The sequence below is a fragment of the Deltaproteobacteria bacterium PRO3 genome, assembly GCA_030263375.1.
GTDB lineage: Bacteria > UBA10199 > UBA10199 > DSSB01 > DSSB01 > DSSB01.
The window spans coordinates 19,865-34,642 of sequence record SZOV01000028.1 but is presented as its reverse complement, the minus strand read 5'-3'; the positions used below and the strand labels follow the sequence as shown (position 1 = coordinate 34,642).

The 14,778-nt window shown below is 64.6% G+C and carries 16 protein-coding genes; 7 read left to right on the top strand and 9 right to left on the bottom strand.

The window, feature by feature from the left end:
• Together FBR05_06415 and efp are read right to left on the bottom strand one after the other, a co-directional pair.
• Positions 1–1,974: hypothetical protein (locus FBR05_06415; GenBank protein ID MDL1871821.1), on the bottom strand; the 1,974-nt coding region annotated here is incomplete at its 3' end.
• A 113-nt stretch (positions 1,975–2,087) separates the two neighbouring features.
• Positions 2,088–2,639: an elongation factor P gene (efp, locus tag FBR05_06410; protein ID MDL1871820.1), complete on the bottom strand. Its 552-nt coding sequence runs from the start codon at positions 2,637–2,639 to the stop codon at positions 2,088–2,090.
• Between the two features lie 109 nt (positions 2,640–2,748).
• Between efp and FBR05_06405 the strand changes: the two genes are divergently transcribed.
• Entirely contained in the window at positions 2,749–2,997 is a 249-nt protein-coding gene (locus FBR05_06405; protein MDL1871819.1) for a hypothetical protein, read from the top strand.
• A 21-nt stretch (positions 2,998–3,018) separates the two neighbouring features.
• Here FBR05_06405 and FBR05_06400 read toward each other — a convergent pair whose 3' ends face one another.
• Positions 3,019–4,179: an acyl-CoA desaturase gene (locus FBR05_06400; GenBank protein ID MDL1871818.1), complete on the bottom strand. Its 1,161-nt coding sequence runs from the start codon at positions 4,177–4,179 to the stop codon at positions 3,019–3,021.
• 59 nt (positions 4,180–4,238) lie between these two features.
• On the bottom strand, positions 4,239–4,553 hold the full coding sequence (locus FBR05_06395) for a hypothetical protein (protein ID MDL1871817.1): 315 nt from the start codon (positions 4,551–4,553) through the stop codon (positions 4,239–4,241).
• On the opposite strand from FBR05_06395, the gene FBR05_06390 reads away from it, so the two are divergent.
• The 6 genes from FBR05_06390 (at position 4,540) to FBR05_06365 (ending at position 10,066) form a co-directional block, all read left to right on the top strand.
• The gene (locus FBR05_06390; protein ID MDL1871816.1) at positions 4,540–5,889 is read left to right on the top strand and encodes a serpin family protein; all 1,350 of its coding nucleotides are present in this window, start codon (positions 4,540–4,542) and stop codon (positions 5,887–5,889) included. The genes FBR05_06395 and FBR05_06390 overlap by 14 nt on opposite strands.
• 60 nt (positions 5,890–5,949) lie before the next feature.
• Positions 5,950–6,372: a CBS domain-containing protein gene (locus FBR05_06385; protein ID MDL1871815.1), complete on the top strand. Its 423-nt coding sequence runs from the start codon at positions 5,950–5,952 to the stop codon at positions 6,370–6,372.
• Between the two features lie 106 nt (positions 6,373–6,478).
• A complete protein-coding gene (locus tag FBR05_06380) occupies positions 6,479–7,117 on the top strand; it encodes a YceI family protein (protein MDL1871814.1) in 639 nt (212 codons plus the stop codon).
• A gap of 183 nt (positions 7,118–7,300) precedes the next feature.
• The gene (locus FBR05_06375) at positions 7,301–7,837 is read left to right on the top strand and encodes a hypothetical protein (GenBank protein ID MDL1871813.1); all 537 of its coding nucleotides are present in this window, start codon (positions 7,301–7,303) and stop codon (positions 7,835–7,837) included.
• Between the two features lie 90 nt (positions 7,838–7,927).
• On the top strand, positions 7,928–8,476 hold the full coding sequence (locus FBR05_06370) for a choice-of-anchor D domain-containing protein (protein ID MDL1871812.1): 549 nt from the start codon (positions 7,928–7,930) through the stop codon (positions 8,474–8,476).
• 159 nt (positions 8,477–8,635) lie between these two features.
• Positions 8,636–10,066, top strand: coding sequence for a hypothetical protein (locus FBR05_06365; GenBank protein MDL1871811.1), 1,431 nt, complete (start codon positions 8,636–8,638; stop codon positions 10,064–10,066).
• 223 nt (positions 10,067–10,289) lie between these two features.
• Here FBR05_06365 and FBR05_06360 read toward each other — a convergent pair whose 3' ends face one another.
• From FBR05_06360 to FBR05_06340, 5 genes are all read right to left on the bottom strand, one after another.
• Positions 10,290–11,066 (bottom strand): hypothetical protein, encoded by a 777-nt coding sequence (locus FBR05_06360; GenBank protein MDL1871810.1) that lies wholly within the window; start codon positions 11,064–11,066, stop codon positions 10,290–10,292.
• Between the two features lie 3 nt (positions 11,067–11,069).
• Entirely contained in the window at positions 11,070–11,429 is a 360-nt protein-coding gene (locus tag FBR05_06355) for a hypothetical protein (protein ID MDL1871809.1), read from the bottom strand.
• A 233-nt stretch (positions 11,430–11,662) separates the two neighbouring features.
• Entirely contained in the window at positions 11,663–12,703 is a 1,041-nt protein-coding gene (locus FBR05_06350) for a cyclase family protein (protein ID MDL1871808.1), read from the bottom strand.
• A 341-nt stretch (positions 12,704–13,044) separates the two neighbouring features.
• Positions 13,045–13,716 (bottom strand): response regulator transcription factor, encoded by a 672-nt coding sequence (locus FBR05_06345; GenBank protein MDL1871807.1) that lies wholly within the window; start codon positions 13,714–13,716, stop codon positions 13,045–13,047.
• Complete coding sequence (locus tag FBR05_06340) at positions 13,713–14,759, bottom strand: PAS domain S-box protein (GenBank protein MDL1871806.1); 1,047 nt, start codon at positions 14,757–14,759, stop codon at positions 13,713–13,715. Before FBR05_06340 ends, FBR05_06345 begins: the two co-directional genes overlap by 4 nt.
• Between the last annotated feature and the right edge of the window lie 19 nt (positions 14,760–14,778).

Genomic DNA, 14,778 nt, shown 5'->3' with positions numbered 1-14,778 from the left:
CTCGCTGGGAACGAATCCATCCGGCCGTTTCAGCCACTGCAAAAAGCTGTGGCGTCGTCCCGAACTGTCGACCAGCTCCACCGAAAAGCGCCGGCCGGCTGGGATCTGGGTCCGGCGGCCCAAGAGATTCAAGCCCCGCGTCAGGGATTCCGCATAACTCTGGGTGGCGTAATTGTCCGGAACGGTCACGCGGACATTCAAATCATTTTCCAAAAAATGGCGAATCAGGGGCGAGTCCGGATTGGTCAGCTGCAGGCTGAGCTCGATCGTGGAGCGCAGTTCGAAAAACCCCTGCGCGTCCCGGGACGGCAGCCGGGCGGGGTCGGCGGCCTGAAAGACCTTCAGCGGCGCGAGTACCGGCGGCTGGGTCGTTTGGCTCTCGTCCCGCGGTTGGTAAAAGCCGAAGGCCAGCGTCTCGCCGTAGACGCTCCGCACCACCCCGCTTCCCCAAATCTGGCGATAGCTGCCGTCGCGGCAGAGGAAATCCATCTTGGTGGCCTGGAAGATGCCGCCCCGCAGGATGGTCCAGATGCGCGCCGCGATGAAGGGAGCCGATTTTAAGCTGAAGAAATGGGTGATCGGGTGCTCCCCGGCTTGGCGCTCGGTGTAGCCGAAGAGTTCGGTGAATTTTTGGTTCACGACGAAAATGCGGCCGAAGCCCTCCTCGCCCTTGATGCGCGCGACCGCCGCGGCGATCGGCAGGGAATCGAGGAAGGCGCGCAGGCCCAGCTCGGGGTTTTCGACCCCCCTCAGGAAAAAATCGACCTCCTCGGTCATGGCCTCGGGAGAGACCCTCGGCTCGGCGCTGCGCGTGACGCCGGACTCGCGGGCGCCCGTCGGCTCGGGGCCGCGCGAGCCCTTGCTGTCCTTGAAGATGGACATTTGCAGGATCTGTGCCCCACGGATCAGGTCGTGGACGGCGCCGGACGATGCGGCCTCGGTGCCCACCCCGGCGAAGGCCGGCTGCGGCGCGAGACGGGGGGCGAGGGGACGTATCCAGGGAAGGGAACGAGCCAGGGCCTCGGTTTGCAGGTCCAGGGCACGCTCCCGCGCATGGAAGCCTTCGCCCAGGGCCCGCGAGGCGAGGCGACCGGCCACGTTAAATTGCGCGAGCATCGCCAGGGAATCGACGAGGGTGGTGGCGCCGGACTGCCGCGGCCTCAAGCCCGCCTCGGCCTCGAGCCAGTGGCCGAAGAGGATGCCTCCGAACATCCCGCCCTGCTGGAACAGCAGCTGGAGGGGCCCTTCGCGAAGGGTCCCTGCGGATCCCGCAAGATGGCGATACGCCGCCCCTCCGGCCCAGCCTGCGACCTTCAATCCCCCCAACACCAAATAACTCGACGCAATATCCCTGGCCAGGGCGCGGCCGCTCCAGTCGACCTCGCGGCCCAGCACCTGGTGCGCCGCCCGCGCGCCCAGCGTGAAGGCGGGGGCCTCGAGGGCGAAGGCCGCGGTCGAGGCGGCGGCGCGGGCGAGAAAGCCGCGGGAGATCATTCCTAGGGAAGGCGTCGCCGCCAGGCGGCCGAGCGCGGCCAGGCGCGTGACGCGGAAGACGCCGCCGGCGAGGACCATGCCGGCGATGCCGGCCGGGTCGCAGGCCTCGAGGGCGAGGCGGCGCAGCAGGAATTCGGCACGCCGCCCGCCGTCGCCGACGCCGAGAATCGCGTCGCGCTGGGATCGAGCCCGGGCGGCGATGTTCGCCGGAACCTCCGCGTCAGCGGCATCGAGGCCCTGGTAAAGCTCCGAGGCCACCGCGAGGTTGCCGGATAGCTCCTGACGGCGGGCGAAATGAAGCAGGGCTTCGGCGCGGAGCTCCGCCTCAGGGTCGGACAAGATAGAGCGGTATTCCGCGTATCCAGCCTCGCCCAGGGCGCGGCGCAGGGCCGCACGGCTCGAAGGCTCGAGGGTTTCGGGGTCGTGTATTGTCGTGTGGCGCGGGGAAACGGAACGATCGAAAAGACCGGGTAACAGCATTCGGAACTCCCTACAAAGATGATGCGATTACCCGAAAAACCTTGGTAGGGGCGGACTCGCAGGTTTGGCGAAAAATGTCAATGGGGGGAAGGCGGAGGGCGGACAGGCCAAACTCAAGCCTTTTCTAGGTAGGAATTGTTCTCCGTATCCACGACGATCACGTCTCCCGGCTTGATGAAGAGGGGGACCTTGACGACGTTGCCGTTCTCGAGGGTGGCGTCCTTGGTGGCACCGGCGAAGCCCTTGGTCGGCGGGTCGCAAGCCGTCACCTCGAAGGCGATGCGGGCGGCCAGGCTGACGCTGACCGGGCGCTCCCCATGGCGGAACACGGTGATCTGGGCCTCCGGCTTCAGGTAGCGGATGGCGTCGCCGAGCATCGTCTCGGAGAGCTCGATCTGCTCGTAGGTCTCGGGGTCCATGAAGTGGTAAGCGGCCCCGTCCTGATAGAGGAAGTTCATCTTGCGGGTGACGAGCTCGACCTCCTCGACGGTCTCGGTGGAGCGGAAACGCTGGTTGATCTTGATGCCGGTGCGCAGGTTGCGCAGCTCGGTCTGGACCACGGCGTTGCCCTTGCCGGGCGTGACGTGCTGGACCTTGAGGACGCTGAACAGCTCGTTGTCGATCTTGAGGCAGAGGCCGGAGCGGATTTGGGTCGCGTTGATCATGCGGGCTCCTTAACCCAGTCGCATCCCCAGCGCAACCCAAGGACTAAGGCTTTATCGCTTGCGCCCCGGCGGCGGCCTGGGCATGATCGCGGCAGAAAAGGAGTTTGCCATGAGCCAGGACAACGAAGACATCAAGGCGGAATTGGAAAAGCTGCGCGCGGAGAACGCCGCGCTGAAAAAGACCTCGGCGCGGGGCCTGTCCCTCAAGGTCAGCGAGAAGGGGGCCCTCTCGGTCTACGGCCTCGGCCGCTTCCCCGTCACCCTCTACAAAGAGCAGTGGGCCAAGCTCCTCGACCTGGCCGACGACATCCGGGCCTTTCTCAAGGCCAACGACGCGGCCTTGAAAAGCAAGGAATAGCATTCGCGACCAGGATCGTTTTTAGGAAATGCCGCCGGAGGACGCCAAGCCGCGGAAGGCCAGGCGGACGGTCTCGCGCCACTCGCTCAGGCGGGCCTCGAAGGCCTCGCGCCGGGCGCGGAGATTTTCTTTGGCGGCGAGCAGCGACTCGCGGGAGCGGTCGGCGGTGCTGCGCTTGAACTCGTAGTAATTTTTGCGCGCCTTCGCGTAGAGCTCGGCCGCGTCGAGCAGGGTCTGGCGCAGCGCCAACAGGCGGTCGTAGACCGGAGCCGGGGCCGGGACCCGCTTCAATTCCATCTCGAGGCGCGCCTTCAAGATCAGGTGCTGGGGCGTGCGCCTCAGGCCCTTCACCAGGCGCAGCTTGGCCAGCGTCCACAGCGCCCACTTCGTCGGGTCCCAATGGTACCAGCGCACCCCGTTGCGGTAGTCGCTTTGAAAGCAGTGGTGGTAGTTGTGGTAGTTCTCGCCGCAGAGGATGGGGGCCAGCCACCAGACGTCCCGCGCCGTGCAGGCGTCGGAATAGGGCTGGCTGCCGAAGCGGTGGGCCAGCGAGTTGATCGTGAAGGTCGTGTGGTGGGTGATCGCGATGCGCAGCAGCACCCCCCAGAGGAACATGCCCATCGGCCGTCCGATGAGAAAGCCGATCAGCAAGGGCAGGCCGATCGCCAGGGGCAGTGAGATCCAGATCCAATACTTGTGCTGCCACATGACCCAGCGGTCTCGGGCCAAGTCGGGGGCGTTGCGCAGCAGGTTCTTGCGGCTGGCGGGGTCCTCGGCCAGCAGCCAGCCGATGTGGGACCACCACAGGCCCTTCTTGGCGTTGTAGGGATCCTTGTCCGTGTCGACGTAGCGGTGGTGGCAGCGGTGGTCGGAGGCCCAGACCAGCGCGGACTGTTGAAGCGCCGCGCAGCCGACGATCAGGTAGAAGAGCTTGAGGGCCGGATGGCACTGGAAGGCCTTGTGGGCGAAGTAACGGTGATAGCCGCCGGAGACGACCATCGCGACCACGAAGACGAAGCCCGCGCAGAAGATCGGCTCGAGCGGGTGGATGCCGTGGCGCGGGATGTAGAACGCCAGGCCGATGAGGCCGCCGAAGAGGGTGAGAGTCAGGACCGGGACGGTCAACCACTGGATCTTTTTCAAAGTCGCAATCACGAAAACCCCGAGCAAATGTGGATGCATCGCGTAACCCGGTTGCGGGTTTTCCACAAGCGGATTGTCGCACGGGCGCAAGCGGGCTTTCAATGGGCGACGCCGCGAATTTGGTCGACCATATATTGCGCTGCGTTGGTCTGGGGTCGGTCGGGGAGGTAGACCACCGCGATGGGGCCGCCGGGCTGGTGGGCCTCGTAGACCGAGGTTGCGACGTGGATCGTGCGCCGGTGCGAGGTCCCCAAGGCATCCTGAAACTCATAGGTGAGGGTCGGAGAGCGGCGGCCCTTGCCGACCTTGCGGTATTCCTTGGCGACGATCTTGCCGGTTGTCGCCGTGCCCTCGGCCGCCAGTTTCTTGAGGTCGAGCCCGCGCTTGACGATCGAGTAAATGGCGATTCCCACGATCAGCAGGAAAATTCCGACAAAAATAAGCAGTTCGACCATGATTCGTAAATTTTTCTCACGATTTTCGGGGATTTGGAATAGATTTCCCGACGCTCGAGGAAAAGGAGGTTTTATGAAAACCCTGCGTGGTCTCTTGGCGATAGCCCTGATCTCCTGGATATTTGCCGGTGCCCGCGCGGCCGCGGCGCCCGCGGAGGCGGCCCAGGTCGCGGACTCCGTCAACCGCTTCGGTTTTTCCCTCTTCTCCCGCCTGGCCGCGGAAAATCTCGCCGGCCCCAAGCCGGCGGAAAACCTCTTCATCTCCCCCGCCAGCATCGCCTGGGCCTTCGACATGTTGCTGAACGGCGCCGACGGCTTGACCCTCGAGGCGATGGCAAAGGCCTTGGAGACGGGCGGCCTGAGCCTCGCCCAGCTCAACGCCGCGAACCTGGCCCTGCGGCAGTCCCTCGAGTCGGCCGACCCCAAGGTCGAGATCGCGATCGCCAACGGCCTCTTCGGCAAGGCCGGGGTGTCTTTCCTGCCCGCCTTCCTCGAGCCCGTGCGGCAGTACTACGCCGCCAAGCTCGCCGCCCTCGAGAGCGCCGAGACGGTCAATGCCTGGGTGAACGAGAAGACCCGCGGCAAGATTCCAACCATCCTCAGGCCCGAGAACATCACGCCCCAAACCATTTTGGTCCTGGTCAACGCGATCTATTTCAAGGGGCTCTGGGAAAAGCCCTTCCCCAAGGCCGCCACCGCGCCGCAGCCCTTTTACCTCCTCGACGGCTCCGCCAAGCCGCACCCGATGATGAGCCGCTCGGCGCGCTTCCGATATTACGAGGACGCGGCCTTGCAGGCGATACGCCTGCCCTACGGCTCGGGCCGCCTGGGCATGATCGTGCTCCTGCCGGCGAAGGGCTCCGGCCTGAAGGCCCTGCTGGCCGGACTGGACGCCGGCCGCTGGCGCAACCTGGTCTCGGGCCTGAAGGAGCGACCCGGCAAGATTGTCCTGCCTCGCTTCAAGGCGGAATACGCCGCCGAGCTCTCCCCGATCCTGAAGGGGATGGGCATGGATCTGCCTTTCACCGATCACGCCGATTTTCGAAAGCTCGCCCAGGTCCCGCCTGGCTGGTGGGTCAAGATCAGCGCGGTGTTTCACAAGACCTTCGTCGAGGTGAGCGAGGAAGGCACCGAAGCCGCGGCCGCGACGGCCATCACCATGTTGGCGGGCTCGGCCCCGCCGCCCCCGGAGGCCCCCTTCACGATGGTGGTGGACCGGCCCTTCGTCGCCGCCATCGAGGACGGGGCGACGGGGCTCGTCCTCTTCCTGGGAGCGATCGTCGCGCCGCAGTAATCCCTCGCCAGGGCGCGGCGTTTTCGCTATCCTAGGCCTTGGATCGGCAAAGGAGGTCCCATGAGCCACCTCAAGTCCCTGGTGAAGAAGACGGACGTCGTCACGCTCCCCCCTTCCGCGACGGTCCTCGAGGCCAGCAAGAAAATGGCTGAGCACCTGATCGGCAGCGTCATCGTCCTGGAGGGCGACCGTCCGCTGGGGATCTTCACCGAGCGCGACTTACTCAACCGCGTGGTGGCCAGGGGCCTCGACCCGCAAAAGACCCCCCTCTCCCAGGTCATGTCCCAGGGTTTGAAGACGGTCTCGGTCCATGAGACGGTCGAGGCCTGCTTCAAGAAGATGGAGGAGACCAAGTGCCGGCACATCCCCATCGAGGAGGACGGCCGCCTGGTCGGGGTGGTGACGATGCGGAACATCCTCGAATGGCTCACCGACCAGATCAAGGAAGAGAACCTCTTCCTCAAGAACTACATCCAAAGCTGAATCGGGCGGCTTGACATCCCCTCAACCTTTAGGGACTTTCCCCGCAACGCCGCCCCGCGCCGCGCGATAAGGGCCTGGGCGCTCCGCAATATTCGAGGGACGAATCATGCGAGTATGGATGCATCGACGGATTTTTTGCCTGGCCCTCTTCGGCCTCGCCTTGGGCCTGATCGGGGCGCCCGCCGCTCTCCGGGCCCAGGCCGGCGCCTATAAGATCGACCCCAAGCAGAGCGGCTTTTTGGTCAACACCGGCGTCTCGGGCCTCTTCAAGAAATTCGGGAGAAATTTGACCTTCGAGGTGAGGGATTACTCCGGCGAAATTCGCTTCGACCCCAAGGAGTCCGGCGCCTCCTCCGTGAAGCTCCAGGTCAAGTCCCAGACCCTGGCGCTCAAGAGCCAGGCCACCGAGCAGGACCGCATGAACATCGAGATGCGGACTCACGAAAAGGTGCTGCAGAGCGAGAAATTCCCCCAGATCGAATACGTCAGCGACCGCGTCCAGGTCTGGAAGACGGGAGAAGGCCGCTACGACGTCGACGTGCAGGGCCACCTCACGCTCCACGGCGTGACGCGTTCGGTGCCGCTGCGCGCCTCCGTCCAGGTGCGCGGCAACCGCCTCGAGGCCGCCGGCGAGGCGACGCTCAGCCAGAAGGAATTCAAGATTAAGTCCTATGCCTACCAGGGCGGCGCCCTGCGCGTCGCCGACGAGGTGAAGATCTCCTTCAACCTCGTCGCTCTCCGCTAGGCCCGACCCTTATTTTCCCAAGGCCTTCAGCCGAAACAGCAGGCCCCTCGCGATGCCCGCGACCGAAGGCACGACGAGGAAGAGCCAGAGCTGCTCCAAGGCCTTGCCGCCCGCCAAGAGCGCGGGCCGGAATCGGAAGAAGGGACGCTGGCGGTTTTTTCCGGGATGCGCTACGAATGGGGGATGGGAAACTCCGAGATCTACCGACGTGCCCGCGAGGCCGTCCACGCGGGCCAGGACCGGCGCCAAGTCTACGATTCCCTCAAAGACCAGATCCGGCGGCCGGTGAAACTGGCGGTGGCGATCGCCAACATCCCCACCCCGGAGCTGCGGGCGAAGTACCGGGTCCTCAACACCGTGCTCTTCGTCCTCTTGCTCCTTGCGGCCCTCTCGAAGCTGCTCTCGGTCTTCGCGATGTTCCAGGACTTCGGCGTGCTTCCCGCCCTCGGCGTGGCGCTGCTGGGACTCCTTATTCCGGTCGCCTGTGCCGTCGAAGTTTACCGTTTCAGTGGACAGATCTACCTGCTCATCCCCATCTTCTGCCTGCTCGGCCTGACGCAGATCCTGCGGCGCTATGACGGCGACCTGGTCGGCGCCTTGATTGACGGGGCCTTCCTGCTGCTGATCGCGGCCTTGAGTCTCGTCATCAAATTCAAGGTCTTCCCCAATATCGGCATCGGCGGGGTGAAGAAGGACGCCCAAGGCCAGTATCTCTTCTGAGGCGGGGCGGAGGCCTGCCGGCCCAGGGCCTCGGTTTTTGCCAGCGACGGTCCGCCGCGTCGGCAAGAAATTCCCAAAAGCTTGTTTGAAATGGACGGCGTTCTTTGCTACGGGACGGATATGAACACGATTCGTCTCTTGACTCTCTGTCTCTTCGGACTCTGGGCGACGGCCGCGCGGGCGCAGACCCCCGTCTTGGACGTGACCCCCATCTTGATCGATTTCGGGACCGTCGAGGTCGGCGCCTCGGAGTCCCAAGAAATCACCCTCTCCAATCTCACTGCGGCGCCCCTGCCCATCACCGGTTTCACCGCCAGCGGCGACGCCAGCTTTTCCATCGACGTCAACGGGGGCTCTCAACCCTGCGGCAGTCAAAACCCGACGATCGCGCCCGACGACTTCTGCACGATGGTAGTCACCTACGCGCCGACCTTTCCCGAATCGTCTTCCGCCAGCGTCTCTTTTACCCCCAACGGCCAGGTCGACCTCTCCGTAAACGCCCGTTTTCTGGGCGAGGCCCCCGAGCCCGACACCGGCGGTTGTTCCCTAGGCGGGGCCATGCCCGGGGCCTCCGGCCTTTGGCTCTTCCTGCTGCCCCTGGCGACCCTAGCGGTCGGCCGGTGGCGCGCCCCCAGATAGGTCTTTATCCACTTCACGAAATTTCCGATTTATGGGCCCCACCCCCCGATAAGTGAAGGGATTTCTGTAAAAATCTAATAATATCAATGGCCTGTTTCTTAGGCTCCCTCTGGCACATGCGGTGCAATCTACTCCATTCGACATTCGAAGGAGGCTTTTATGTCGTTTGGAAATACCTTGAAGAACACCGCATGGATCGCCGGTCTCGCGCTGGCGTCTCTGGGATTTTTAGCCAGCAGCCATGCCGCGAAACAGACTGTGGGACCCTATACCGCCTACGCGGGCGCTCAGGTCCTGTTGCAACCCGGCCTGGGGGCCAAGGACGCGACCCGGCTGAGCTTTCCGCCGGACTACAGCTTTACGGGTGGGATCGAGATACCGATCGAGCGGGACATGGCGGCGGGCGACTCCGTCACCCTCAGCAACACCACCGGCGGCGACAAGGCCAAGACGGCGGAACTGCTGGTGGAGCGCAGCGCCCAGGGCGGATTGCTGATCCGCTTGGTCAACCACGAGGGCTTTAACTATCAACGCTGCGTCGGCGGCGACGAGCCCGGACCGGGGATCGCGCACGGCGAGGGCCCGGGCAAGACCTGTTTCGAGCACGGCTTGGTCGTGACGCGTCCCGATCAATTCGAGGGGACCCTCGCTCGGATCAACCTCGATCAAGGCCTGGAGATCGCCACCGTCCACGGCCAGGTCTCCTATCGATTGGCGGCGGAGAACGACAAGCACGGGATCGCCGCGGACGAGGCGCTGTTCCTGCGCCTTTCCGCCGGGCAGAGCCTCCAGCTGAAGGTCGAGGCCGCGCCCGCGCACAAGTTCCTCGCGACCGACGGGAAGCTGCTCTACCACCTGGCCGAGGTGAAGAAGGCCGGGCCCGCCCTGGGCCAGACCGCGGCGGTCGGCGAGCTGAGCTTCACCGCGAAGTTCGACGTCGGCCCGCAGGGCGACAACCATTTCAAGCTCCCGCTGCGCGCCGGCGATGTGGTCCGCGTGAAGGGCGGCGCGGAAGGCCAAGACTTCGCCTTCTCCGCGACCGAGGGCAACAACGGTTCTCTGCTGCAGATTTCTCGCATCGCCGCGGACCGTCCCCTAAAGTCGGTGCAGGTCAACGGCGGCGATTGGATCACCTTGGCGGAGGATACCACGGTGGCGATCGTTTCCTCCGGCGGCGCGGCCGGCTACCAAAGCTCTGGCGCTTCCCAGCAGTTTGCCTTGCCGGACGGTAAGACCTCGATCGTGCAGTCGGGCGAGGTGGCTAAGATCGAGATGTTCACGACGGTGCAGGCCGGCGGGATGAAGTTAGCCCCCAAGCCTCCGAAGGCCGGCTTCGACGGTCCGACGGATCTGGCGATCCCTCACTTCGAGCCGGTGCCCACCGACGAGCCGGAGGCCACGGACGCCCCGCAAGACGGCGAGGACGCCGCGAACAAGGGCGTGGTGCCCGGCGAGGGTCTGAGCCCCAGCAGCTCGGGCAGCGGCTGGGCGGGCTGCAGCCTGTCCGCGACGGCGACCGCGACCCCCGGCTGGGACCTGGCCTGGCTGACGCTGGCCCTCCCTCTCCTGCGCCGCCGCAACAACTGTTGAAAAACCACCGGTGGTTGGGCCAAGCCGCCGCAGGCGGATTGGCGGGCCCCGAAAATCCGAAGGATTTTTGGGCGGTGTATGGAGCCGGATTCACTCCGGCAGGAATAAAACAAGTTTTTCAACAGCCTGATAGACGTTTGAAAAACCATAACCTATCCCCTTCCGACAACCCCCGGCCGCAAGCCGGGGGTTGTTTTTTTAGGGGAGCCGAGGTTGCAATTTCTCAATTTCCGATATCGAGAGGATCCGGCCGAAACAGCTGGGAGACGTGGCGGATTTTTTGTTGGAGCGGTTCCGGCTCGCTGCCGGATATGTCGGATCTCGGGATATAGCCCTCCGTCTTCAGGCGCTGCGCGACCGCCGCGGCGAAGGTCTCGGCGAAGTCCTCCCGGGGGCTGACCGTGGCGTAGGCCGTGGCAAAGAGGAGGTCGCCGTGGGCTTTGCGGGGCTTGAGGGTCCCCTGGGCGCGATCGTGGCGCCATGAGAAGTCAAGGAACTCCGAAAAATAATTGTTCCAATCCAAATGCAAATAACGCCCTGCCGAGCGCTCGAGATGGTGGCCCACCTCATGGAACAGGACATGGGAGTCGTAGTCCACCTCATCGATGTAGATCATTTTGCGCGGCGGGTCGTAGCAGCCGCGCACTTTTTTCGACTCGATCTCGCAGGGATTTCCGAGGGCGTCGGTGAAGGGGTAGACGGTGATGCGCTCTAGGCCGCAGAGGAATCGAGGATTCAGTCGGCGCAGGGCCTTGAGGTCGCCGTGCACGTCCAAAGGTCGCGAGGCCCCGCTGAAAAAGGCGCCGCGTTCGACCGGGATCTCCCGGTCCGAGGGGCATGGGTCGGAGACTTCCCGCGGCGCTTTCGCCAAGGCCTCGGCGCCGGGAGCGCCCGACGGCTCCTTCGGCGTCTCGCTTTCTGGATGTCGTGCGGCGCAGCCGCCGGTCAGGCCCGCAAGGGCCCCCAGCAAAACGACGCCGGCGAGGATGGGTAAGGGCATGACTTAAATGTCCAGCTTGGGCCTAGGCTGGGGCTGGGGGACGGAAAAGCGGAAGCGTCCTTCAAAACCGTCGACCTCTTCTTGTCCCGATTCGCCGTTGTCCAGCTTGCCCGCGGGAGCCGAGGAGTCTTTTCCGTTTTTAAAATTTTGGAGGAGGGCCTTGCCGTCGTTGCCGCCCCAAATTCCCGCTCGCGTGCTGCGAATCTCTCCGACCAGCCGGGGCCGGGCCGTTTCGAATCCGCTGTCTGCGGAGGAAACGGCCTGAGGGAGCTGCGAAGCCGCGGCGCGAAGGGACTGAAAGTCGCCGCCTTCGGCGGCAAGGAGCGCGGTGGCGAAGGGGGCGGGGATGCGTTGGGTCGACATGAAGGTCCTCCTATCAACAATGCTTCCTGAGTCTAGTAAGCAGTCTTCATGCCAAAGTCCTCGAAGCGGCCTCTGCGATAAATATCAATAATATCCAGGGGTAAATATGGCTCTGCCCAAACTCTTCCGCCTGTTTTCTTTTGGGGAACTTCTCGAAGTGTGAACAAAGGCAAAAAAAGGCCCGGGGCGCGCCACCATGGTTCACCCCGGGCCTCGGGCTTGACGGAATCTTGCTAGAAGGGCCAGGGCGCCCCGATCGCGATCGGGGCCACCGGCGAGCCGGAGCCGCCGCGGATCGGCAGCGGCGAGATGAAGACCGCCGAGAGATAGACGCGGTTTTGCGCCAAGGCCTTCAGATTGACGTTTTGGATCTGGTAGATCCCTGCCTGAGTCAGGTTGTGGTGGTGCACGGCGAAGGGCAGGCCCGGCGGCGTGCCGGCCGGCGGCGGGGCCTGGCCCTGGAGGAATCCCTGGTTCACCGGATCGGTGAAGGGATTGTCGAGACCGACCAGGGTCACGACCTTCTCCTCCAGGTACAGGGCCGCGTCGTAGGACAGACCCGGACCCGCGCTGTAGTACTGGGTCTGGAAGGGGTTCGGGTTGTCGTCCTCCCACAATTCGCTCCAGCCGGTGTAGATGAAGAGCACGTCGCCCGGGAGCAGCGGGCGCAGGCGCTGCGCGGCGATCATGTACTCGATGTCGTCGGCGGTGATCAGCTGGCCGGCGCTCATCGGCACCCCGCCGTTCAGGTGTTTCTGCGCGTCGAGCAGGATCGCGGTGGTGACGATCGGCTTGCTTTTCTCGATGCCCAGCTTCAATAGACCGTCGGGTCCTTTGACTTCCTCCTGCGTGAAGCCGTTGTAATAGAGCACCTCGTCGCTGCTCGCATCGGGCTTGTAGCCGAAGTGGCCGAGGCCATCCATCTGGGTGCCCTGGTTCCCGATGTCGCCGGAGATGATCTCGCTGTTGGCGGCGTGCAGGAAGGGTGGGATGAATGCGGTGGGATTGGAGCTCTGTTCCCAGGGTGCCGCGAAGGGCGATTGGGGCATATTGCCGGAGAAGAGATGGGCCAGGCGATAGGCCTTGGCGCCGGGCCGGAGCATTTGCAGGGCTGCCCGGAAATAAGTGGAATAGCCCTGCGTGTTGCTGTTGCCCGCCTCGTCGTCCGGGCCCCAGGGCGGCAGGGGCGTCTGCAGGCCCGAGGCCGCGGCGGTGCCGGCGGCCAGCGTGAGGGTGAGCGCGGATAAGAGCGCGGCGAATTTTCGCTTCAGCATTTTGTACCTCCCCGTGTTTGGATGTTTCGGACATTGTCGAGGAGTCCCCGCGAGGGTCAAGCGGTGGTGCGCGGTGGCGAGGGCGCCACGTCGCCGCCCGCCGCCGCGGACGGAGGCGCCCCGCGGCTTGTAAAGGAGAATTTGCCGGCGGAGAGTCGCAGCTGGCGCGGCAAATTCCTCGACGGAGAAATTCGCGCGCCGTCAGGCGGCAAGAGAAGTCCGGGCGGCGTCCGTGAAAACCCGACACGGGAGGAGGTGGATTTTTTTTCGGAAAAACGTCCTTGGGGCCGAAACCGAGGAGAGATTGAAGGGAGGGCGGGAAGAGGCTGTCGGTGAAAACCCTACAGCCGGGGCTGCCAGCGCAGTGCGTGCTTCAAGAGCTCCTTCGCGCTTTGCAGCTGGAGCTTCTGCTTCACCCGCGCGCAATAGGTCTCGACGGTCTTGATCCCCACGGCGAGCTCCTTGGCGATGTCCCGACTGCTGCGACCCTCGCCCAGCATCCGGAAGACCTGAAACTCGCGGGCGCTCAGCTTGCGGACCGGGTCCTTGCCTTTCCCTTCCTCCGCGTATTGGTAGAGCATCTTCTTCATTACGGGAAAGCTGATATAGGTCTTGCGTTCGCGGACGCGGCGCAAGGCATGGAGGATGCGCGCCGTGGCCTCCTCCTTGATGATGTAGCCGTCGGCGCCCGCGTCCATGGCCTGCTGGGCGAAGAAGGCCTCATTTTGCATCGAGATGACGAGGATGCCGAGCTCGGGATAGGCGCGGCGGGCGCGGCGGATGAGGTCGAAGGCCAAAGCGCCGCCCAAGGACAGGTCGAGGAGCAAAAGCCGCGGGCGCTCGGACTCGAGGGCCCGCCAGCAGCCCTCGGCGTCGGCGGCGAGGCCGCAGACCTTGAATTCGCGGCTGCGGCGCAAGGCCTGCGCGAGGCCTTGGCGCACGACGGGGTGGTCGTCGACCACCAGGACGGAGGTCGGCTCGGCCTTGGGTTTGGAGATCTTTTGGGCGCTCATCGCGGGCTCCTTCGTTTCGACGTGGGCAGGGTCAGGCTCAGCTCGGCGCCGCCGCCGGCGGCATTGCGGAGCTCGAAACTTCCGCCCAGCAATTCGGCGCGGTAACGCATGGTGGCGAGTCCCATCCCTCCGGCGCCGATCCGGCGCGGCAAGCCCTTGCCGCGGTCGCGGACCTTCAGGGTCAGGCCGCCATTTTTTCCTTTTCGCACGGAAACTTCAATACGCTTGGCGCGGCCATGGCGGACGGCGTTGGTCAGGGCTTCCTGCACGATACGGTAGAGATGGACCGAGGAGTCGGCGTCCAGGCCGAAGTCGCGCGGGAGGCCGCGGGCCCGGACGGCGACGCGGAATTGATTGCGGACGAAATGGAACAGCTCCTGCAGCGCGGGGCCCAGGCGATTTTTGCCGAGGGCGACGGGCGCCAGGCTGCGGGAGATCTCGCGCGTCTCTTGGATGGCGCGGTTGACCTCGGCCAAGATCCGGCCCGTGGCGGCGGCCTCCCGGGGATTTTTTCGCGAAAGGCTTTCCTCGAGCAGGCCGCATTTCAAGGCAAGGGCCAAGAGGCGCTGCGAAAGCCCGTCGTGGAGGTCTTGGCCGAGGCGGCGCTGCTCGCGATCCGCGATCTCGAGGACCTGCCGCTCCAAGGCGCGGCGCTCGGAACGCAGTTGCAGCTCTTCCCGCTTCTGCTCGGTGATGTCGGTGACCACCCCGATATAGCCGAGAAATTTCTTTCGCCGGTCGAAGCGGGCGATGGAAAGATCCAGGGCCCAGCGCGGCTCGCCTCCGGGCGCGACGACTCGGTATTCCTGCCGAAAATTATGGGGGCGTCTCCTCGCCTCGGCATGGTTGCGCCGGACCATCTCGAGGTCGTCGGGGTGGACGATGGACATCCAATCGAGCCCCATCATCTCGTGCGCCTTTTTTCCGGTGTAGTTCAGGACCGCGGCATTGACGTAGACGCAGAGATGCCGCTCGTCGGTCATCCAGATCATGACCTCCGGCGCGTTGAGTAGGGTACCCAAGATACCGGCGGATTTTTTCATGCGTGCCCCGGAATAGGAA

Excerpts from the sequence above, each read along its gene's own strand:
- efp (MDL1871820.1), bottom strand. The coding sequence starts at position 2,639 with ATGATCAACGCGACCCAAATCCGCTCCGGCCTCTGCCTCAAGATCGAC.
- FBR05_06405 (MDL1871819.1), top strand. The coding sequence starts at position 2,749 with ATGAGCCAGGACAACGAAGACATCAAGGCGGAATTGGAAAAGCTGCGC.
- FBR05_06400 (MDL1871818.1), bottom strand. The coding sequence starts at position 4,179 with ATGCATCCACATTTGCTCGGGGTTTTCGTGATTGCGACTTTGAAAAAG.
- FBR05_06390 (MDL1871816.1), top strand. The coding sequence starts at position 4,540 with ATGGCGATTCCCACGATCAGCAGGAAAATTCCGACAAAAATAAGCAGT.
- FBR05_06385 (MDL1871815.1), top strand. The coding sequence starts at position 5,950 with ATGAGCCACCTCAAGTCCCTGGTGAAGAAGACGGACGTCGTCACGCTC.
- FBR05_06380 (MDL1871814.1), top strand. The coding sequence starts at position 6,479 with ATGCGAGTATGGATGCATCGACGGATTTTTTGCCTGGCCCTCTTCGGC.
- FBR05_06375 (MDL1871813.1), top strand. The coding sequence starts at position 7,301 with ATGGGAAACTCCGAGATCTACCGACGTGCCCGCGAGGCCGTCCACGCG.
- FBR05_06370 (MDL1871812.1), top strand. The coding sequence starts at position 7,928 with ATGGACGGCGTTCTTTGCTACGGGACGGATATGAACACGATTCGTCTC.
- FBR05_06365 (MDL1871811.1), top strand. The coding sequence starts at position 8,636 with ATGTCGTTTGGAAATACCTTGAAGAACACCGCATGGATCGCCGGTCTC.
- FBR05_06360 (MDL1871810.1), bottom strand. The coding sequence starts at position 11,066 with ATGCCCTTACCCATCCTCGCCGGCGTCGTTTTGCTGGGGGCCCTTGCG.
- FBR05_06355 (MDL1871809.1), bottom strand. The coding sequence starts at position 11,429 with ATGTCGACCCAACGCATCCCCGCCCCCTTCGCCACCGCGCTCCTTGCC.
- FBR05_06350 (MDL1871808.1), bottom strand. The coding sequence starts at position 12,703 with ATGCTGAAGCGAAAATTCGCCGCGCTCTTATCCGCGCTCACCCTCACG.
- FBR05_06345 (MDL1871807.1), bottom strand. The coding sequence starts at position 13,716 with ATGAGCGCCCAAAAGATCTCCAAACCCAAGGCCGAGCCGACCTCCGTC.
- FBR05_06340 (MDL1871806.1), bottom strand. The coding sequence starts at position 14,759 with ATGAAAAAATCCGCCGGTATCTTGGGTACCCTACTCAACGCGCCGGAG.